A 20,410-nucleotide genomic window follows, 5' to 3' on the forward strand; every position below is an offset into this window, starting at 1 on the left:
TTTGTTTACTTTGACGTGGTTTTTTTTTATAATTAGTAAAACCCACGCGTCACAATACAAAAAGGAACCGAGGTAGTGTATATGGAACGCTTGCTGCAACTGTTGGAAGAGAACGCCCGGCTGTCGGTGGAGGACCTGGCCGCCATGATGGACGCCACGCCCGAGGCCGTGGCCGCGAAGATGGACGAATACACCAAGAGCGGCGTGATCCGGGGCTACAAGGCCCTGGTGGACTGGGAAAAGCTGAACGCCGACCGGGTCAAGGCCGTCATCGAGTTGCGGGTGCGCCCCAAGAAGAGCCACGGGTTCGACGAGATCGCCTCGGCCATCGCCTGCTACGACGAGGTGGAGAGCGTGCTGCTGATGAGCGGCGCGTATGACCTGCAGCTGATCCTCACCGGCCGCAGCTTCCAGGAGATCGCCCTCTTCGTGGCCAAGCGCCTGGCCCCCATGGACGACGTGCTGTCCACCGCCACCCACTTCGTGCTGCGCACCTATAAAAAGGACGGCGTTCTCTATGTGGACGAGGAAAAGGACGAGAGGGAGTGGGCCACGCTGTGATGAACTACGATAGAGTGATCGCGCCTGCCGCGGCGGCCATGCGCCCCAGCGGCATCCGCAAGTTTTTCGATCTGGCCGCCGAGATGGAGGGCTGCATCAGCCTGGGCGTGGGCGAGCCGGACTTCAAGACCCCCTGGCGCATCCGGGACGCGGGCATCCGCAGCCTGGAGAAGGGCCGCACCAGATACACCGCCAATGCCGGCCTGAAGGAGCTGCGGCTGGAGATCGCCGCCTACATGAAGCGGCGCTTCGGCCTGGACTACACAGACCCCCTGCACGAGATCCTGGTCACGGTGGGCGGCAGCGAGGCCATCGACATGGCCATCCGCAGCCTGGTGGCCCCCGGCGACGAGGTCATCATCCCCGAGCCCTGCTTTGTGTGCTACCAGCCCATCACCACCCTCACCGGCGGCGTGCCGGTGCCGGTGCCCCTGAAGGCGGAGAACGAGTTCCGCCTCACCGCCGAGGAACTGAAGGCCGCCATCACCCCCAAAACCAAGCTGCTGGTGCTGCCCTTCCCCTGCAACCCCACCGGCGCGGTGATGGAAAAGGAGCATCTGGAGGCCATCGCCCAGGCGCTGCGGGGCACCGACATCATGGTGCTGTCGGACGAGATCTACGCCGAACTGAACTACGGCACCGAGCGCCATGTGAGCATCGCCAGCCTGCCGGGCATGGCCGAGCGCACCATCGTGGTGAACGGCTTCTCCAAGGCCTACGCCATGACCGGCTGGCGGCTGGGCTTCGCCTGCGGCCCCGCGCCGGTGATGCAGGTGCTCACCAAGCTGCACCAGAACTGCATCATGTGCGCGCCCACCACCAGCCAGTACGCGGCGGTGGTGGCCCTGCGGGAGTGCGACGACGAGATCGAGCGGATGCGCCGGGAGTACGACGTGCGCCGGCGCCTCTTGGTCAAGCGGTTCAACGACATGGGCCTTGCCTGCTTTGAGCCCAAGGGCGCGTTCTATGTGTTCCCCAGCATCCAGTCCACCGGGCTTTCCAGCGCCGAATTCTGTGAAAAGCTGCTGTACAGCCAGAAGGTAGCGGTGGTGCCCGGCACCGCCTTCGGCGACTCGGGCGAGGGCTTCGTGCGGGTGAGTTACGCCTACTCGGTGAACCACCTCACCGAGGCCCTGGGCCGCATCGAGCGCTTTCTGGAGAAATTGAAGGCCCATGGATGAGCGCGTGTTCTTTGCCGCCGCGCCGGATTACTCCCCGGCCGCGGTGGAGGCGGCGGTGGAACAGCTGCTGGGGCAGCTGCCCGCCGCGGCCCTGCTGGCCCCGGGCAAAAAGGTGCTGTTAAAGCCCAACCTCCTCTCCGGCACCGCCCCGGAAAAGGCGGTCACCACCCACCCGGCGGTGGTGGCGGCGGTCATCCGCGCGGCAAAGCGCCGGGGGGTGGCCGCCTGCGACATCACCGTGGCCGACTCCCCCGGCGGGCCTCACGCCTCCGGCCTTGTGAAGGCGGCCTGGAAGGCCAGCGGCATCGCCGCCGTCTGCGCCTCGGAAGGGGTCAACCTCTACACCGGCACCGCCAGCGGCGAGGCGCCCAAAGCCCAGGGGGCAAAGCGCCGCTTCACCCTGCTGGAGCCGGTGCTGGCCGCGGACGTGATCGTGGACCTGCCCAAACTCAAGACCCACATGATGACCGGCCTCACAGCGGCCACCAAGAATTTGTTCGGCTGCATCCCCGGCCTGCAGAAGGCCGAGTGGCACATGCGCTGCCCCCAAAAGGATGCCTTCGGGGAGATGCTGGTGGACCTGCTGCTCACCGTCAAGCCCGCCTTCGCGGTGCTGGACGCGGTGGTGGCCCACGAGGGCAACGGCCCCAGCGGCGGCAGCCCCCGCCCCCTGGGCTTTCTCGCGGCGGCGCAGGACCCCCTCTCCATGGACCTGGCGATGTGCGCGGTGATCGGCGTGGAGCCGGAGCGGGTGCCCTATCTCGCCGCGGCCCAAAGAAGGGGCCTGTGCCCCGCGGCTTTCGACCCGGCCCTGGCGGCGGGGGAGACGGGCCTTTTCGCGCCCGCGGAAAACTTCTGCCTGCCGGACTCCTGGCGCAGGATGAATTTTTCCGACTCCGCCCCCCGGGCGGTGCGCTGGGCGGTGCCCACGGTGGAAAAGTGGGTGGCCCCCCGCCCCAAGATCGCCCCGGCGCGCTGCATCGGCTGCGGCCGCTGCGCCGAGATCTGCCCCCAGCACACCATCGAGCTGAAGGACAAAAAGGCCCATATCAAGCCCCAAAACTGCATCCGCTGCTTTTGCTGCCACGAGGTCTGCCCGGTGCAGGCCATCGACACGAAGCGGTTTTTCCTCTTCAAAAAACTGTGAGGTGAACGCGCCATGAAACAGGTCACCGTGCTGGCCCCGGCCAAACTCAACCTTACGCTGGACGTCACCGGCCTTTTGCCCGGCGGCTATCACGCGCTGGACATGATCATGCAGGCCATCACCCTCCACGAGCGGGTGAGCCTGCGCAAAAGCCGGGACCTGATCCTGCGGCTGCCGGGCAGCCGGGTGCCCGCCAATGAAAAAAACACCGCCTGGAAGGCGGCGCTGGCCTTCTTCCACTACACCGGCCTCCTGGCGGGGGTGGAGATGGAGGTGCGCAAGGCCACCCCGGTGCGGGCGGGCATGGCGGGCGGCAGCGCCGACGCCGCCGCCGTGCTGGTGGGCCTCAACGCCCTCTACGACGCCCGCCTGTCCATGAGCGAACTGTGCGCCCTGGGGGCCGAACTGGGGGCGGATGTGCCCTTCGCCCTGTTGGGCGGCACCTGCCGGGTGCAGGGCAAGGGGGACCTTTTGCGCCCGCTGCCCCCCTGCCCGGACTGCCGCTTCGTGGTGGTGATGCCCAGCGTGGGGGTGAGCACCCCCGCCGCCTTCGCGGCCTACGGCCGGATGGGCAGCACCGTCCACCCCGACGGCGCGGCCGCCGAGGCCGCGGTGCGCGCCGGCGATCTCTATGCCCTGTGCGGCGCCATGGGCAACGCCCTGGAGGAGTGCAGCGGCGCGGGGGAGACGCCCCGCATCAAGGAACTGCTGCGGCACAGCGGCGCGCTGGCGGCCCTGATGACCGGCAGCGGCGCGGCGGTGTTCGGCGTCTTTGATGACCCGGAGAGAGCGGAGGCGGCCCGGGCCGCCCTGGCAAAGGAGTACCGCCAGGTGTATCTGGCCGCCCCCGACCATGGCGGCGCCCGGCTGGCGCCCGCGCCGAAACACCACGGCTGAATAAACCAACAAAAACACGTCTATACTTTTGGCAGATGTTTCCAAAAGAAAGGACGTGTTTTTTTGTTCGCTCGTTTTTCTTCCCTTCGCCGGCTCACCCTCAGCCGCCGGGCTGTGCTGGAGGTCAGCGCGGGACTGGGCCTTCTCCTCGCCGTGGTACTTACCTGCTGGATGTCCAGCTTCTGCGCCCTGGCGGACGAGGTGCGCCAGAATACCCTGCGGCTGCATGTGCAGGCCAATTCCGACTCCCAGGCCGACCAGGCGATGAAGCTCACCGTGCGGGACGCCATCCTGGCCGAGGCCGCCGACCTGTTCGCCGATGCGTCCAGCGAGGCGGGCGCCCGCAGCATCGCCGAGGCCTCGCTGCCCCGGCTGCAGGCCTGCGCCGAGCGCACGCTGGAGCAGGCGGGCTGCGGGCTGCCGGTGCGGGTGTACCTCACCGAGATGTACTTTGACACAACGTATTACGAGGACTTCACCCTGCCCGCCGGCGTCTACGACGCGCTGCGGGTGGAGATCGGCGCCCACGCGGGCAAAAACTGGTTCTGCGTGGTCTACCCCGGCCTGTGCCTGCCCGCCGCCGGCGCGCCGGCGGTGTATCCCACCGAGGCCCAGCAGGAACTGGTGGAGTCGCCGGGGGTGGAGGTGCGCTTCGCCGCGCTGGAGTGGCTGGAGCATCTCACCGGCAAGGCGGGGGACTGAGACGCGCCGCCCGCACCCTTCCCGCGCCCCGGGCATACACTGGGGGCAAGGAGGGATGAACGTATGACACAGATCGATCAGGCCGGCGCCACCGCGGCGCCGCCCTATTTCGGCACGGTTTTGAAAAACGGCTCGTCCGGGCCGGACTCCGCCCAGGTGCAGACCTGGCTGAACGGGGTGCGCAGCCGCTGGGCCCAGATCCCCGCGGTGACGGTGGACGGCCAGTACGGCAGCGGCACCGCCAGTGCGGTGAAGGCATTTCAGAGCGCCGTCGGCCTCTCCGCCGACGGGATGACCGGCTCCTCCACCTGGAACGCCCTGGGGGCGGCCTACGCCTCCATCCACGGCGCGGGGGAGGTGTACTGCGGCGTCACCGCCCACTCGGGCGACAAGGGCGCGGTGGTCAAGAGCATGCAGCAAAAGCTCATCCGCATCCGGCAGGTGTACACCGCCATCGCTTCCATCAGCGCCGACGGCGCCTTCGGCAGCGCCAGCGCCGGCGCGCTCAAGCAGTTCCAGCGGCAGTTCGCCCTCACCATCGACGGCTCCTTCGGCAAGAACAGCTACGCTGCCCTGGCCAAGGTGTACAGTCAGGTGGTGGCGGGCAACCCGCCGGCGGTGCTGCCCAAGTACCCGGGCCTGCTGCAGCAGGGTTCCACCGGCGACTCGGTGCGCTGCGTGCAGAGCTATCTGTCGGCGCTGGGGGGCATTGTGCCCAAGGTGACCATCGACGGCCAGTATGGCCCCGCCACCACCGGGTCGGTGCGCTCCTTCCAGCGGCTGGCGCGCCTCACCGAGGACGGCAAGGTGGGCCCCGCCACCTGGAGCGCCCTGGTGATGGCCTTCAACGGCACGCTGTGAAGTGAAAAAAGAGAGGGGCCCCGCCGGTGCAAACCGGCGGGGCCCCTTGTGTGCATGCGGGTCAGAGATCGAACCCGTCGAAGGCTTCGCCCCGCGCCTCCCCGCCGCAGTTGCAGAAAGCCTCGTCCTGCCAGCTGCCCAGGGGGGCGCAGCGGAGCGCCTCGTCCAGCGCCGCTTCATATTCCCGGGCGAGGGCCCGCTCTTCGGGGCTGCCCGTCAGCATGGCTTCCTCCAGCAGGGCGGCCAGCGCCGCCGCCTCGCCCTGCTCCGTCAGGCGCCAGGCCAGCGTTTCGGGCCCCGCCTCCCCTTCGCTCAGCCCCCACCGCCCCGCGAGGGCAGCCAGGTTTTGCCGCAGCGTCATTGTACCGCCTCCTTCGGGTCTGTCTCGTAGAGCTGCACGTTGGAGCTGTTCTTGCCGGCGGGGCGCACGCCGGGCAGCTTGCCGCTGCGTACGCAGTGGTAGAAGGTGCGGCCCAGCGAGAGTTTCAGCCCCCGGTCCAGGGTGTCCCAGTCGTCGAACAGGCCCATCACGGTGAAGGGCTGCCCCGCCGGACGGGCCGCCGCCCGCTTTTTCAGCGCTTCAAAGCGCTCCTCGAACACCCGGTCGCACAGCGGGAACTGTTTGACGCACTGGGCCAGCGGCAGCCCGTGCTCTTTGGCCAGCTTTTTTGCCAGCGCGTGCTCCTCGTCGGTGAGGGTCACAGAGACGATCACAGACACAAAAACACCTCCTGCGTCTTGCTCTGATTATTAGTGGAAACCAGACTTTTCCTGATTACACACAAAAATCTGTGAAGCGTCAAGGCCCCGCCGGTTTTTGCCGGCGGGGCCTTTGCGTTTCAAGTTTATTCCTTCGGCCCGAGGCCCAGCGCGTCCATCTCGGTGCGCATCCCCTCGATGCACAGGCCGATCACGTCGGCCAGATCCATGCCCAGCATATCGCACCCCTGCTGGATCACCGCCCGGTCGATCTTGGCGGCGAAGCGCTTGTCCTTGAACTTCTTCTTCACGCTGGACACCTCCAGGTCGGACAGTCCGCCCGGCCGCATCCGGGCGGTGGCCCCCACCAGGCCGGTGAGCTCGTCCACCGTGAACAGGCTCTTTTCCATGTCGGTCAAGGGTTCCACGTCGGTGCAGAACTCCCACCCGTGGGACAGGATGGCCCGGATGGTCTCCTCGTCCACGCCGGCTTCGCGCAGGGGCTCGGCGGTGTGGTGCAGGTGCTCCTCGGGGAACTGCTCGTAGTCGTAGTCGTGCAGGTAGCCCACCGCTTTCCAGTATTCCTCGTCCGCGCCGAAGTGGCGGGCCATGGCGCCCATGGCGGCGCTCACGCCGAGGGCGTGTTCAAACAGGTGGTCTTCGGTGGTGGTGCCCGCCAGCAGCCGGCGGGCGGTGTCCATGGTAAGTCCGGGCATGAATGACGACCTCTTTTCCGTTGGTTTTTCACCATTATAACGCGCAGGGCAAAGAATTGCCAGAGCACGGGGCGGAAAAATTCAGCTCGAAGTGGACAAGCCGCCCGTTTCTGCGTATGATACAAGCATGAGACTTTTTTCGCGGGGAGGCAAGACCCATGCTGCAATTGGTTTTGGGGCCGTCGGGCAGCGGCAAATCGGGGTATCTGCTGGGGCGCATCCGGGAGCGGGCCCTGGCCGGGCAGCGCAGCCTGCTGCTGGTGCCGGAGCAGTTCACCTCCAGCACCGAGGGCCGCATCTACGCCCTTTTGGGGGACGAATACTCCGGCCGGGTGGAGAGTTACAGCTTCACCAGCCTTTCGGAAAAGCTGCTGAACGTCTACGGCGGCGCGGCGGTGCGCACCCTCACCGACGCGGGCCGGGCGGTGCTGGTGCGCCGGGCGCTGGAATCCATGGGCGACGCGGTGCACTATTACAGCCGCCACCGGCGCAGCACCGCCTTCTGCGAAAAGTGCGCCGAGACGCTGGACGAACTGAAGAGCGCCGGCGTGAGCGCCGCCCAGCTGGAGCAGCTGGCGGCGGGGGCCGGGCCCTCGGGGGAAAAGCTGCGGGAGCTGGCGGGGGTCTACGCCGCCTACCAGGCCCTGCTGGAGGGGGCGGCCATGGACCCGGCGGACCGGGTGGCCACCGCCGCCGCGCGCCTTTCGCCGGAATTTTTTGCGGACACCGCCGTGTTCATCGACGAGTTCGACACCTTCAACGCCCCCAAGCGGCAGCTGCTGGAGCGCATTTTGTGCTGCGCGCCGGCGGTGACGGTGGCGCTGTGCGCCGACGGCCTGGAGGACGCCGAGGGGGGGCTGGGCCTCTTCAGCGGGACCAAGAAGATGGCCGGCGCGCTGCGGCAGATGGCCCGCAAGAACGGGGTGGCGGTGGCTTCGCCGGTGCTGCTGACGGAGGATATGCGCCACAAAAACGCCCCGGACCTGGCCCGGCTGGCCGCGCTGCTGGCGGGCAGCACGCCTGAAGCCGGCGGGGCCGACCCGGCACAGCTCACCCTGCTGCGGGCGGAGGACCGCCAGACCGAGGCGAAGCTGGCGGCGGGGGCCGTGGCAAAGCTGGCCCGGGCGGGGGTGCCCTACGGCAGGATGGCGGTCATCTGCCGGGACGCCTCCCAGTACCTCGCCGCCGTGCGCTACGAGTTCCGGCTGGCGGGCATCCCCCTTTTCTTTGACGAGCCGGCCAGCGCCGAGCACGCCGCGCCCCTGCGGCTGGTGAAGGCGCTGCTGAGCCTTTTGCGCCGGGGCGTCTCCACCGAGACGGTGCTGGCCGCGGCCAAGACCGGGCTCACCAGCCTCTCCGAGGCCGAGCTCTGCGCGCTGGAAAACTACGCCTACACCTGGCAGCTGTCCGCCGCCCAGTGGCAGCAGCCCTTCACCCTCTCGCCCGCGGGCTTCGGGGGGGAGATGCGCCCCGAGGACGCCGCCCAGCTGGCGCTGGCGGAGGCCGCCCGGGCAAAACTGGTGCCGGTGTTGGCAAACTTTGCCGCCGCGGGGCGCAAAAAGCCCGCCGCCGCCCTGTGCGAGAGCCTGTACCGCACTATGCTGGCCCTGGGCGCGGAGGAAAAACTCACCGCCGCCGCCGGCCGGCTGAAGGAGGAGGAGGGCATCCCCGCCGCCGAGGAGGCGGTGCGGGTGTGGAACCTGGCCTGCGACCTGCTGGACCAGATGGCCCTGCTGCTGGGGCAGGAGACGCTGCCCGCCGGCGAGTACGGCGAACTGTTCGACCTGCTGGCCCGCACCACCGACCTGGGGCACATCCCCCAGAGCCTGAACGCGGTGATCTTCACCACCGCCGGCCGGATGCGGCTGGACGAGCCGGACTACTGCTTTGTGCTGGGCCTGGCGGAAGGGGAGTTCCCCGCCGCCCCCGGCGACCGGGGCCTGCTCACCCACGCCGAGCGGGACGCCCTCATCCGGCAGGGGGTGGAGATGCCCGACTGCTTTGAAAACCGCATGGTGCGCGAGCAGGTGTGCTTTTACAAGGCCCTCACCGCCGCTGCCAAGGGGGTGTGGATGAGCTGGGCCGCCGGCCCGGCTGGCCTGCCCATGACCAGCGCCCTGGCGGGGGCGCAGGCCTGCCTCGCCCCCGCCGCCCCGGCGCTGGAAACGGCGGACCTCGCCGCCACCCCCGCCGCCGCGCTGGACCTGCTGGGCGCCGGCTGGGACGCCGCCAGCCCCGCCACCGCCGCTCTCTACGAGGCGGTGGAGGGCAGCGAGGCGGGCAAGACGGCCCTGGAGCCGGTGCGCCGGGCTGCGCTGGCCGAGCCCTTCGCCGTGCGGGACACCGCCGCCATGCACCGCCTTCTGGGGGACCGGCTGCGCCTGTCGCCCAGCCGGATGGAGCGGTATTATTCCTGCCCCTTCTCCTATTTCCTCGAGTATGTGCTGGGGGCGCGCCCCCGCAAGCAGGCGGCCCTCACTGCCGACCAGACGGGCACCCTGGTGCACTACATCCTGGAGCAGGCCCTGCAGCGGGCGGGGGAGGGCTTTGTGGACCTCTCGGAAACGGAACTGGCGGATCTCGCCGCCGCCGTGGCCCGGGAGTATGTGGCCGCCAACATGCCCGGCGCCGGGGCCCGGTTTGAATACCTCATCCGCCGGCTGCAGAAAAGCGCCGCGGCCCTGCTGGCCTTCATCCAGGCCGAGCAGCGCCAGGGGGCCTTCCGCCCGGTGGCCTTCGAGCTGGGCATCGGCGACGGGCCGGACCAGGTGCCGCCGGTGGTGCTCACCACAAAGACCGGCGAGACGGTGCGGATGGTGGGCAAGATCGACCGGGTGGACGCCTGCCGCCAAGGGGGCAAGACCTGGCTGCGGGTGGTGGACTACAAGACCGGCAGCAAGGAGTTCCTTTTGGAGGACGTGCGCCGGGGCCTCAACTGTCAGATGCTGGTGTACCTGTTCACGCTGGTGCGAAAGGCCGGCGATAAATTCAAAGACCCCGCCCCGGCGGGGGTGCTCTACCTGATGGCCGACCCGGCCCCCGCCCGCGCCGACCGGGCCACCGCCGCCGAAGGCCTGGACTACAAGGTGGAGGGCGTGGTGGTCGGCGAGCCGGAGGTGCTCGCCGCCATGGACAGCGCCGCCACCGGCCTGTATGTGCCGGTGCGCTTTGACAAGGCGGGCCAGCCCCGCCTGAGCGAGGCCCTCACCTCGGTGGAGGAGCTGGCGAAGCTGGAGAGCGACCTGGACGGCCTGGTGGTGCAGATGGCGGAAGAACTCTACGCCGGCAGGATCGACGCCGCGCCGCTGGCCGAGGGCCGCAAAAAGGAGACCCACTGCCGCTTTTGCGACTACCGCAACGTCTGCCGCCGGCAGGAATGAGAGGGGGAGGAACCATGCAGTTCACCAAAGAACAGCAGGCCGCCATCGACCACGAGGGCTCGGCCCTGCTGGTGAGCGCCGCCGCGGGCAGCGGCAAGACCGCCGTGCTGGTGGAGCGGGCGGTGCGCCTGCTCACCCGGGAAAAGGACCCGGTGCCCGCCGACCGGCTGCTCATCGTCACCTTCACCCGGGCGGCGGCGGCCAGTCTGCGGGCCAAGCTGGCCGCCCGGCTGGCGGACGAGCAGCTGAAGCACCCGGAGCGCACCTTCCTGCGCCGGCAGCGCATGCTGCTGCAGCGGGCCAGCATCGGCACCATCGACTCCTTCTGCCTGCAGCTGGTGCAGACCCACTTCGGCAAACTGGACATCCCGCCGGACTTTACCACCGCCGAGGGGCCCCAGCTGGCCCGGCTGCGGGCCGGGGCGCTGGCCGACGCGCTGGAACACGCCTACGCCGACCCGGACTTCTGCGCCTTTGCCGACCTGTACGGCAAGGGCCGCAGCGACAAACAGGCCGCCCGGGTGCTGGAACAGCTCTACGACTTCCTCTCCAGCATGCCCTTCTCGGAGAGAAGCCTGCAGGCGCTGGCCGACGCCTGGGCCCAGGACCGCCACCTGGATCTCACCGACTGGGGCAAAGCCCTGCGGGCGGAGGGGCTGCGGGGGGCCCGGTGCGCCCTGGGCCTGGCCCGGGAGAACCTGGCCGAGGCCACCCTGGACGGCCAGCTGGACAACTACCTGCCCGCCCTTCAGTGCGACGTGCAGGCCGCGCAGGCGGTGGAGGCCGCCGTGGCCGCCGCCCCCTGGAACGACATTCTGGCCACCTTCCGGCAGCTGCCCTACCAGCCCCTCAAGGCGGTGCGGGGCTACAAGGGCTGCCGCATCGAGCGCATCAAGGCCCGGCGGGAACTGGTGAAAAAGATCCTGGCCCGCCTGCAGGAGACGGTGTTCGTCTGCACCGAGGAGGAGTTCGCCGCCGACCGGGCCGCCGCCGCGCCGCTGGTGGCCGCCCTGGCCCGGGCCGAGGGGGATTTCATCGCCCGCTTCTGGCAGGCCAAGGCAGAGGAAAAGACCCTGGAGTTCAGCGACGTGGAGCACCTTGCCCTGCGCCTTCTGCAAACGCCCGAGGGCGGCCGCACCGAACTGGCCGACCAGCTGTGGCGGGAGTACGCGGCGGTGATGGTGGACGAGTACCAGGACACCAACGCCCTGCAGGACGCCCTCTACGCCGCCCTGGCCGCCCCCGGCGGGGAGGACCTCTTCTTCGTGGGCGATCTGAAACAGAGCATCTACCGCTTCCGCCAGGCGGACCCGGAGGTCTTCCGGGACAAGTTGGCCCGCTACGCCCCCTACGGCCGGCCCGGGCCCCAGAAGGTCTTTCTGGACGCCAACTTCCGCAGCGCGCCGGGGGTGATCGACGGGGTGAACGCCCTCTTCGAGGCGCTGATGAGCGACGAGGTGGGCGGCGTGGACTACGGCCCCGGCGAAAAGCTGGTGCCGGGCCTGGGGGACCTGGCGGCCTACGGCGGCTACGCCGGCGGGTGCGAGGCGCACATCGTGGAGGGGGACGGGGGCACCGCCGCCGAGGCGGCCTTCATCGCCCGGCGCATCCGGGAACTGACCGACGCCGCCTCCTCCTTCACCGTGCGGGACGGCGCGGGCGGCCGGCGCCCCGCCGCCTTTGAGGATTTCTGCATCCTCACCCGCAGCCGCACGAGCTTCGACGTCTACGCCGACGCGCTGGAGGCGGCGGGCATCCCGGTGTATGTGGACCGGGCGGAAAACCTGCTGGACGCGCCGGAGGTGCGGCCGGTGGCGAGCCTTGTGCGGGTGCTGGATAACCCCGCCCAGGACGTGCACCTGGCGGCGGTGATGCTGGGCCTCGGGGGCTTTGAGCCGGACGACCTGGTGCGGCTGCGCACCCTGCGGCCCGCCGGCAGCTTCTACGGCGCGGTGAGCGCCGCCGCCGAGCCGAAGACCGCCGCCTTCATGGCCTGGCTGCGCACCCTGCGCCGGCTGGCCCAGACCCTGCCGGTGGACCGGCTGATGGAGGAGATCTTCCTGCGCACCGGCTGCCTTGCCGCCGCCGGGGCCATGGGGGAGGGCGAGGCCCGCCGGCAGAACCTGCGGCGTTTCGCCGCCTTCGCCGCCGACTGCGGCAAAAACGGCCTGTCCGGCGTGGTGCGGGCCATGGACGCGGCCCTGGCCGAGGGCGGCGTGCCCGGCCCCGAGCAGGGCCAGAGCCGCCCGGGGTGCGTGTCCATCATGACGGTGCACCGCTCCAAGGGGCTGGAGTTCCCGGTGGTCATCGCCGCCGGGCTGGACCGCCCCTTCAACCGGGAGGACCTGATCGCCCCGGTGGTGCTGCACCCCCGGCTGGGGCTGGGGCTCACCCTGCGGGCCGGGTCGGGGGGCGCCTACGCCACCGCCCCCCTGCGGGCGGTGCAGGCCGCCCAGACGGCGGACGCCGTCAGCGAGGAGATGCGGGTGCTCTATGTGGCCGCCACCCGGGCCAGGGACCGGCTGCTGCTCACCATGGCGCTGAAGAACCCGGCAAAGGCCCTGGAGCGGCTGGCGGCCCAGCTCACCCTGGGCGGCCGGCGGCCCGCCTACCTTTTGCAGCACTGCGCCAGCCGGGCCGACTGGGTGCTGCTGGCCCTGCTCACCCACCCGGCGGCCGGGGCGCTGCGGGGGCTGGTGAACGCGCCGGTGCCGGTGCGCCCCCGCCCCCTGGCCGACACCATGACCGTCGCCTTCCAGCAGCCGGAGGAGGCGCAGCCCGCGCCCCCCGCCGCCGCCGGCCTGCCCGCCGCCGCGCCGGACGCGGACCTGGCCGCCGCGCTGGCCGCCCGCCTTGCCTGGCGGGACCCCCGGGCGGCGCTGCAAACGGTGCCCGCCAAGGTCAGCGTCACGGCGCTGGCCCACACCGGCGAGGAACTGGCCCCCGCCCGGCCGGCCTTCATGTACAAAGAGGGCCTCACCGGCGCCGAGCAGGGCAGCGCCCTCCACGCCTTTTTGCAGCACGCGGACCTGGCCGCCGCGGCCCGCGACCCCGAGGGGGAGGGCCGCCGCCAGCTGGAGGCAAAGCTGCTGACGCCCGAACAGCTGGCCTGCCTGCCCTTTGAGCAGCTGCGCCGCTTTTTTGAAAGCGACGCCTTCGCCCGGCTGCAAAGCGCCGGGGCGGTGCTGCGGGAGTACGCCTTCATCACCGCCCTTCCCGCCGAACAGGTCTCGCCCGAAGCCGCGCACAGCGGCGCGCGGGTGCTGGTGCAGGGCGTGGCCGACGTGGTGCTGGAATTTGACGACCACCTGGAGATCCTGGACTACAAGACCGACCGGGGCAAGAGCGCCGAAGAGCTGGCGGCGGCCTACGCCGCCCAGCTGCGGATGTACGCGGCGGCCATCGGGCGGCGGTTTTCAAAGCCGGTGACGAGGCTCACCCTTTACAGCTTCCGGCTGGGGCGGGAGATCGATGTGCCCACCGCCTGATTTTTTCAAAAACCGCTTGACACGGGCCCTTCGGCGTGGTAAGCTATTCGAGTAAAGAAAGCAGCTGACGGTTTGCCGCCGCGCTCACCTTGGGGCCCTCCGGGCCCGGGTCAACACGCTCCGCGCTCCCTTGGGGGCGCTGCGCTTTGTGTGTTCGCGCGGCTGCCGGAAATCGGCGGCCGCGTTCATTTTTCCGGGCAAATGAGATGGGGGTGTATCCAAATCGCTACCAACGGCAAAAAAGAGATCGAGATCAACGAGGCCATTCGTGACAGGGAAGTCCGCCTGATCGGCGCGGACGGCAGCCAGCTGGGCGTCATGTCCGGCCGGGAGGCGCTGCGCCTGGCCCAGGAGCAGGACCTTGACCTGGTGAAGATCGCGCCGCAGGCACAGCCGCCTGTGTGCAAGATCCTGGACTACGGCAAATACCGCTTCGAGCAGCAAAAGCGCGAAAAGGAAGCCAAAAAGAACCAGAAGACCATCGAGATCAAGGAGATCCGGCTGTCCCTGAACATCGACACCAACGACTTCAACACCAAGGTCAACCAGGCCGAGAAGTTTTTGAAGGCCGGCCACAAGATCAAGGTCTCCATCCGGTTCCGCGGCCGCGAGATGGCCCACACCAACCTGGGCCTCGAGGTGGAAAAGCGCTTTGCCGATTCCCTGCCCGACGCGCAGGTCGACAAGGCTCCCAAACTGGAGGGGCGCAGCATGCAGATGTTCATGAGCCCCAAGCCCGGCGCCCAGCAGAAGTAACACAAAATCTTAGGAGGAACGAACAATGCCTAAAATCAAAACCCATTCCGGTGCGAAAAAGCGCTTCAAGCTCACCAAGACCGGCAAAGTGAAACGCGGCCACGCCTACCGCAGCCATCTGCTCAACGGCCACGGCAAGACCACCAAGATCAAGCGCGGCTACCGCAAGAACGCCTACGCCGACAAGACCAACGCGGCCGCTGTCAAGGCCATGCTGCCCTACGCCTGAGGTCTTTAAAAGGCAAGGACTCTGAAATCCGACAAGTGACTGTGTAAAGGAGATAGAACAATGGCTCGTATCAAAGGCGCGATGATGACTCGCAAACGCAGAAAGAAGACCCTCAAGCTGGCCAAGGGTTTTTATGGCAGCAAATCCAAGCATTTCAAGATGGCCAAACAGCAGGTCATGAAGAGCGGCAACTACGCCTTCGTCGGCCGCAAGCTGAAGAAGCGCCAGTTCCGCAACCTGTGGATCACCCGCATCAACAACGCCGTGCGGCCCCTGGGCATGAACTACTCCAGCTTCATGAACGGCCTGAAGAAGGCCGGCGTCGAGCTGAACCGCAAGATGCTCAGCGAGATGGCCATCCACGATCAGGCCGGCTTCGCCGCCCTGGTGGAGACCGCCAAGAAGGCGCTGTAAATAAAAAACGAGCAACGCCCGCGCGCACGCACGGGCGTCGCTTTGTATTGACCGCAAAAGGCCCCGCGCCGGAAAAAGCCTTCGGCGCGGCGGGCCTTGCTTTGAGAGGTGCGATGTGGCCCAGCGCATTACCAGCCGTGAAAACGACAAAATAAAATATGCCTGCAAGCTGGCCCGGTCGGCGGCTTTCCGCGGGGGCGAACACGCCTTCTTCGCGGAGGGCCTAAAGCTCTGCGCCGATCTGGCCGCCGCCTGCCCCTTAAAGGTAATATTTTATACCGAGGCGGCCCTGGAAAAGACCCCCGCCCTGGCCGAAATGGGGCAGGAGAGGTGCCTGGTGGAGGAGCACGTGGCCAAAAAGCTGGCGGAGGGCGCCTCCCACCAGGGGGTGTTCGGCGTCTTTGAGCGCCCCGCCGCCCGCTTCGAGGACCTGCCGGTGCCCGGCCGCCTGCTGGCGCTGGAGCGGGTGCAGGACCCCGGCAACGTGGGGGCGCTGCTGCGCAGCGCCGCCGCCTTCGGCTTCCAGGGGGTGCTGCTCTCGCCCGGCTGCGCCGACCCCTTCGGCCCCAAGGCCCTGCGTGCCTCCATGGGCGCCGCGGCGCGCCTTCCGGTGGTGGCGGTGCCCCATCTGCCCGACGCGCTGGCCGCGCTGCGGCAACGGGGGGTGACGGCGCTGGCCGCCGCCCTCTACAACAGCCGCCCGCTGGACCAGGTGCCCGCCGCATTGCCCGGCGGGGTGTGCCTGGTGATCGGCAGCGAGGGCCAGGGCCTGAGTGAGGCGGCGGTGGCCGCCTGCGACGCGGCGGTGCGCATCCCCATCAGCGACAAGGTGGAGAGCCTCAACGCCGGCGTGGCGGGCAGCGTGCTGCTGTGGCACTTCCGGGGGGCGGGCCGATGACCGACACCTGTTACTGGCTGTGGCTTTCCTATGTGCTGGGGCCCGGCGCGCCCCACTGCCGCCGCCTGCTGGATATCTATGGCGACGCCCGCCAGGTGTTCGACGCGGTGGGCAGAGAGGACCTCTCCGGTCTGCTCACCCCGGCCCAGCGGGGCCGCCTTTCCACCGACCCCGCCGTCTTCGCGCCCATGGAAGCCCGCTGCGTGCGGATGGGCGCCCAGGTGCTCACCCTGGCCGACGCCGATTACCCCGGGCGCCTTAAGGACATCGAAGACGCGCCCCCGGCGCTCTTCGTCACCGGCGAGGTTTCGGCGCTGAATGCCGAACACACCGTGGGCATGATCGGTTCCCGCCGGCCCAGCGCCTACGGGATGGAGGCCGCCGCCGGCATCGGCAGCGAGCTGGCCGGGGCGGGGGTGTGCCTTGTGAGCGGCCTGGCCGACGGGCTGGACAGCGAGGCCCACAAGGCCGCCGTGGCCGCCGGCGCGCCCACCATCGGGGTGCTGGGCACCCCCATCGACCAGACCTACCCCGCCGCCAACCGCCGCCTGCGGGCCCGGATGGAGGAGGTGGGCGCGGTCATCAGCGAGTTCTTCCCGGGCGAGGTGGCCCAGCGCAGCAACTTTTTGCTGCGCAACCGCCTCATCGCGGCCCTCAGCGACGCCCTCTGCGTGGTGGAGGCCCGGGAAAAGAGCGGCACCATGAACACCGTGGGCCATGCCCGGCGCTACGGCCGGCCGGTGTACGCGGTGCCGGGGGGCATCTTCAGCCAGGTGTGCGCCGGCACCAACCGCCTGCTGGCGGAGGGCCAGGCCCGCATGGTCACCGGCGGCGGCACGCTGCTGGCGGCCCTGGGCCTGGCGGCAGGCGGCGCAAAGCCCGCCTCCCCCGAAACAAAGGCCGCGCCCCTCTCGGCGGCGGCGCGGGCCATGCTGCCCCACCTCACCCAGACGCCCCGCCCGCTGGAGGCGCTGTCCGCCGAGGCGAAGCTGGACGCAGGCAGCGCCCTGGCCGCCCTGATGGAGCTGGAAGTGGCGGGCGAGGCCGTGAGCAGCGCCGGCGGGCAGTTCCGCCGCAAATGAAACCGTTAAGGAGTATTCTATGTCGAAACTGGTCATTGTGGAGTCGCCCGCAAAGGCGAAAACCATTGGAAAATATCTGGGCGACGGCTACGAAGTCACCGCCAGCATGGGCCACATCCGCGATCTGCCCGCCAGCCAGCTGGGCATCGACGTGGAGCACGGCTATGCGCCCCAGTACATCAACATCAAGGGCAAGGAAAAGCTCATCAAGGAACTGAAGGCCGCGGCCAAGAAGGCCGACCAGGTCTATCTCGCCACCGACCCGGACCGGGAGGGCGAGGCGATCAGCTGGCATCTGGCCTATCTGTTGGGCCTGCCGGTGGACGCGCCCAACCGGGTCACCTTCGGGGAGATCACCAAGAAGGGCGTGTCCGAGGGCATGGCCCATCCCCGGGCCATCGACATGGACCTGTTCAACGCCCAGCAGGCCCGCCGTGTGCTGGACCGGCTGGTGGGCTACAAACTCAGCCCCTTTCTGTGGCGCAAGGTGCGCCGGGGCCTGTCCGCCGGGCGGGTGCAGAGCGTGGCCGTGCGGCTGATCGTGGACCGGGAGAAGGAGATCGAGGCTTTCCAGCCCCAGGAGTACTGGAACATCGACGCCACCCTCTCTGCCGGGCACAAGAAGTTCACCGCCCGGCTGTACGGCAGCGCTGCCGGCAAAAAGCTGGAGATCCCCACCGGGGAAAAGGCCGACGCGGTGGTGAAGGCGCTGGAGGGCAAGGACTACACGGTGACCAAACTCACCCGTGGCAGCCGCAAAAAGACCCCCGCGCCCCCCTTCATCACCTCCACGCTGCAGCAGGAGGCCAGCCGCCGGCTGGGCTTCACCGCCACCCGCACCATGCGGGCGGCCCAGACGCTGTACGAAGGCGTGGACATCGCCGGCCGGGGCACCCTGGGCCTCATCACCTACATGCGTACCGACAGCCTGCGGGTGTCGGACGAGGCGGTGGCCGGCGCGCGGGAGTACATCGGCGGGCAGTACGGCGAAAAGTACGTCTACACCGGCAAGCGCACCTACAAGAGCCGCAGCGCCACCGCCGCCCAGGACGCCCACGAGGCCATCCGGCCCAGCGTGCCCTCTCTCACCCCCGACGAGGCGGAGAAGAGCATCTCCGGCGACATCGCCAAGCTCTACCGCCTGATCTGGAGCCGGTTCATCGCCAGCCAGATGAGCGACTGCGAGCAGGACACCGTCTCCGCCCAGATCACCGCCGGCGACTACCAGTTCCGGGCGTCGGGCTTTGTGGTCACCTTCGACGGCTTCACCGCCCTCTACGAGGAGGCCACCGACGAGAAGGAGAAGAAGGAGACCGCCCTGCCCCCCCTGGAGGAGGGCCAGACCCTGAAACTCTGCGAGCTGAAGCCCGAGCAGAAGTTCACCCAGCCCCCCGCCCGCTACACCGAGGCGACGCTGATCCGGGCGCTGGAGGAGAACGGCATCGGCCGCCCCTCCACCTACGCGCCCATCATCACCACCATCGTGGACCGGGGCTATGTGGAGCGGGAGCAGAAAAAGCTCAAGCCCACCGTGCTGGGCCGCACCATCAACGAGCTGATGATGACCGAGTTCGCCCCCATCGTGGACGTGGCCTTCTCCGCCGACATGGAGAAAAAGCTGGACCAGGTGGAGAGCGGCAAGGCCGACTGGCACGACATCATCGACGACTTCTACAAGCCCTTCGCGGCGTCCTTGGAAAAGGCCGAGAAGGACATGGAGGGCAAAAAGATCAAGGTGCCCGACGAGGAGACCGACGAGATCTGCGAAAAGTGCGGCCGCAAAATGGTCATCAAGACCGGCCGCTACGGCAAGTTCCTGGCCTGCCCGGGCTTCCCCGAGTGCACCAACACCCGGCGGCTGGTAAAGGATACCGGCGGCCGCTGCCCCAAGTGCGGCGGGCGGATGCTGCTGCGCCGCAGCGCCAAGGGCCGGGTGTACTACGGGTGTGAGAACTACCCCAAGTGCGAGTTCATGACCTGGGATGAGCCGGTGCCCCAGACCTGCGAAAAGTGCGGCGCCACCCTGTTCAAAAAGGGCAGCCGCCTCTACTGCGCGAAAGAGGGCTGCGGGTTCGAGACCCAGGTGACCAAATGAGCGGGGTGCGCGTGCTGGGCGCGGGCCTGGCCGGCTGCGAGGCCGCCCTGTGGCTGGCGGACAAGGGCGTTCCGGTGGAGCTGGTGGAGCAAAAGCCCGCCCGCAAAAGCCCCGCCCACAAAAGCGAAAACTTCGCGGAACTGGTCTGTTCCAACAGTTTGAAGGCCGACCGGCCGGACTCTGCCTCCGGCCTGCTCAAGGCCGAGATGGACCTCTTGGGCAGCCACCTGCTGCCGGTGGCCCGCAGGGTGCGGGTGGCGGCGGGCGGCGCCCTGGCCGTGGACCGGGACGCCTTCAGCGCCGGGGTCACCGCCCTGGTGGAGAGCCAGCCGAACATCACGGTGGTGCGCAAGGAGGCCGTCTGCCTGGACGAGAGCCTGCCCACCCTGGTAGCCACCGGCCCCCTCACCGACGGGCCGCTGGCCGATGCCATCGCCGAAGTCACCGGGGGCGACGAGCTTTCCTTCTACGACGCGGCGGCCCCCATCGTCACCGCCGAGAGCCTTGATATGAGCCGCATCTTCGCCGCCAGCCGCTACGGCCGGGGGGACGCGGACTACCTCAACTGCCCCTTTAATAAAGAGGAGTACGAGGCCTTCCACGCCGCGCTGGTGAGCGCCCAGCGGGCCGAGCTCCACGCGTTCGACGGCGATCTCACCGTCTACGAGGGATGCATGCCCATCGAGGTGATGGCGTCCCGCGGGGCGGACACCATGCGCTTCGGGCCGCTGCGCCCGGTGGGCCTGGTGGACCCCGCCACCGGCCACCGCCCCTGGGCCAACGTCCAGCTGCGGCGGGAGAACGAGGCGGGCACCCTCTACAACATCGTGGGCTTTCAGACCAACCTCAAGTTCGGCGAGCAAAGAAGGGTGTTCTCCATGATCCCCGGCCTCGCCAATGCGGAGTTTGCCCGCTACGGGGTGATGCACCGCAACACCTTTTTGAACAGCCCCCGGCTGCTCACCGCGGCCCTGCGCCTCAAAGGCCACGAGAACCTGTGGTTCGCCGGCCAGATCACCGGCTTCGAGGGCTACATGGAGTCCGCCGCCTGCGGCCTGCTGGCCGCCCGCAGCCTCTGGGCCGCTCTGAACGGGCGGGAGTACGCCATGCCCCCGGCAAACACCATGCTGGGCCAGCTGACCCGCTACATCACCACCGAAAACAAAAACTTTCAGCCCATGGGCGCCAACATGGGCCTGCTGCCGCCGCTGGAAGAACACATCCGGGATAAGCGCGCCCGCTACGCCGCCCTCTCGGAGAGGGCGCAGGAGGCCATGGCCCGCTGGGCGAAGGAGACGGAATAA

The 20,410-nt window shown here is 68.8% G+C and carries 18 protein-coding genes; 15 read left to right on the forward strand and 3 right to left on the reverse strand.

Going from position 1 to position 20,410, the window contains the following annotated elements:
- Positions 1-81 precede the first annotated feature (81 nt).
- The 6 genes from ACH2A7_RS06370 (at position 82) to ACH2A7_RS06395 (ending at position 5,349) form a co-directional block, all read left to right on the forward strand.
- On the forward strand, positions 82-561 hold the full coding sequence (locus ACH2A7_RS06370) for an Lrp/AsnC family transcriptional regulator (protein ID WP_394960842.1): 480 nt from the start codon (positions 82-84) through the stop codon (positions 559-561).
- Positions 561-1,742, forward strand: coding sequence for an aminotransferase class I/II-fold pyridoxal phosphate-dependent enzyme (locus ACH2A7_RS06375; RefSeq protein ID WP_394960843.1), 1,182 nt, complete (start codon positions 561-563; stop codon positions 1,740-1,742). The genes ACH2A7_RS06370 and ACH2A7_RS06375 overlap by 1 nt, the downstream gene beginning before the upstream one ends.
- Entirely contained in the window at positions 1,735-2,889 is a 1,155-nt protein-coding gene (locus ACH2A7_RS06380; protein WP_394960844.1) for a DUF362 domain-containing protein, read from the forward strand. Before ACH2A7_RS06375 ends, ACH2A7_RS06380 begins: the two co-directional genes overlap by 8 nt.
- A gap of 12 nt (positions 2,890-2,901) precedes the next feature.
- Entirely contained in the window at positions 2,902-3,786 is an 885-nt protein-coding gene (gene ispE, locus ACH2A7_RS06385) for a 4-(cytidine 5'-diphospho)-2-C-methyl-D-erythritol kinase (protein ID WP_394960845.1), read from the forward strand.
- A gap of 63 nt (positions 3,787-3,849) precedes the next feature.
- A complete protein-coding gene (locus ACH2A7_RS06390) occupies positions 3,850-4,488 on the forward strand; it encodes a stage II sporulation protein R (protein WP_394960846.1) in 639 nt (212 codons plus the stop codon).
- Positions 4,489-4,551: 63 nt separating this feature from the next.
- On the forward strand, positions 4,552-5,349 hold the full coding sequence (locus tag ACH2A7_RS06395; RefSeq protein WP_394960848.1) for a peptidoglycan-binding protein: 798 nt from the start codon (positions 4,552-4,554) through the stop codon (positions 5,347-5,349).
- Positions 5,350-5,410: 61 nt separating this feature from the next.
- Here ACH2A7_RS06395 and ACH2A7_RS06400 read toward each other — a convergent pair whose 3' ends face one another.
- From ACH2A7_RS06400 to ACH2A7_RS06410, 3 genes are all read right to left on the reverse strand, one after another.
- The gene (locus tag ACH2A7_RS06400; RefSeq protein WP_394960849.1) at positions 5,411-5,710 is read right to left on the reverse strand and encodes a hypothetical protein; all 300 of its coding nucleotides are present in this window, start codon (positions 5,708-5,710) and stop codon (positions 5,411-5,413) included.
- A complete protein-coding gene (locus ACH2A7_RS06405; RefSeq protein ID WP_394960850.1) occupies positions 5,707-6,069 on the reverse strand; it encodes a DUF1413 domain-containing protein in 363 nt (120 codons plus the stop codon). The genes ACH2A7_RS06400 and ACH2A7_RS06405 overlap by 4 nt, the downstream gene beginning before the upstream one ends.
- A gap of 125 nt (positions 6,070-6,194) precedes the next feature.
- Positions 6,195-6,764, reverse strand: coding sequence for an HDIG domain-containing metalloprotein (locus tag ACH2A7_RS06410; protein WP_394960851.1), 570 nt, complete (start codon positions 6,762-6,764; stop codon positions 6,195-6,197).
- A gap of 158 nt (positions 6,765-6,922) precedes the next feature.
- Here ACH2A7_RS06410 and ACH2A7_RS06415 point away from each other — a divergent pair, with 158 nt between their 5' ends.
- The 9 genes from ACH2A7_RS06415 (at position 6,923) to trmFO (ending at position 20,410) form a co-directional block, all read left to right on the forward strand.
- Positions 6,923-10,144, forward strand: coding sequence for a PD-(D/E)XK nuclease family protein (locus tag ACH2A7_RS06415; RefSeq protein WP_394960852.1), 3,222 nt, complete (start codon positions 6,923-6,925; stop codon positions 10,142-10,144).
- A 14-nt stretch (positions 10,145-10,158) separates the two neighbouring features.
- Positions 10,159-13,632 (forward strand): UvrD-helicase domain-containing protein, encoded by a 3,474-nt coding sequence (locus tag ACH2A7_RS06420; protein ID WP_394960853.1) that lies wholly within the window; start codon positions 10,159-10,161, stop codon positions 13,630-13,632.
- A 201-nt stretch (positions 13,633-13,833) separates the two neighbouring features.
- Positions 13,834-14,388: a translation initiation factor IF-3 gene (gene infC, locus ACH2A7_RS06425; RefSeq protein ID WP_394960854.1), complete on the forward strand. Its 555-nt coding sequence runs from the start codon at positions 13,834-13,836 to the stop codon at positions 14,386-14,388.
- A gap of 25 nt (positions 14,389-14,413) precedes the next feature.
- On the forward strand, positions 14,414-14,617 hold the full coding sequence (rpmI, locus tag ACH2A7_RS06430) for a 50S ribosomal protein L35 (protein WP_177521333.1): 204 nt from the start codon (positions 14,414-14,416) through the stop codon (positions 14,615-14,617).
- 60 nt (positions 14,618-14,677) lie between these two features.
- On the forward strand, positions 14,678-15,031 hold the full coding sequence (gene rplT, locus ACH2A7_RS06435) for a 50S ribosomal protein L20 (protein ID WP_394960855.1): 354 nt from the start codon (positions 14,678-14,680) through the stop codon (positions 15,029-15,031).
- A gap of 115 nt (positions 15,032-15,146) precedes the next feature.
- A complete protein-coding gene (locus ACH2A7_RS06440) occupies positions 15,147-15,929 on the forward strand; it encodes a TrmH family RNA methyltransferase (protein ID WP_394960856.1) in 783 nt (260 codons plus the stop codon).
- Positions 15,926-17,011 carry a DNA-processing protein DprA gene (dprA, locus tag ACH2A7_RS06445; protein WP_394960857.1) on the forward strand — a complete coding sequence of 362 codons (1,086 nt, stop codon included), beginning with the start codon at positions 15,926-15,928 and terminating at the stop codon, positions 17,009-17,011. Before ACH2A7_RS06440 ends, dprA begins: the two co-directional genes overlap by 4 nt.
- A 19-nt stretch (positions 17,012-17,030) precedes the next feature.
- Positions 17,031-19,106 carry a type I DNA topoisomerase gene (gene topA / locus ACH2A7_RS06450; protein WP_394960858.1) on the forward strand — a complete coding sequence of 692 codons (2,076 nt, stop codon included), beginning with the start codon at positions 17,031-17,033 and terminating at the stop codon, positions 19,104-19,106.
- Positions 19,103-20,410: a methylenetetrahydrofolate--tRNA-(uracil(54)-C(5))-methyltransferase (FADH(2)-oxidizing) TrmFO gene (trmFO, locus tag ACH2A7_RS06455; RefSeq protein ID WP_394960859.1), complete on the forward strand. Its 1,308-nt coding sequence runs from the start codon at positions 19,103-19,105 to the stop codon at positions 20,408-20,410. Before topA ends, trmFO begins: the two co-directional genes overlap by 4 nt.

It is taken from the genome of Candidatus Allofournierella merdavium, assembly GCF_944382735.1.
In the GTDB taxonomy this organism is placed as follows: domain Bacteria; phylum Bacillota; class Clostridia; order Oscillospirales; family Ruminococcaceae; genus Allofournierella_A; species Allofournierella_A merdavium.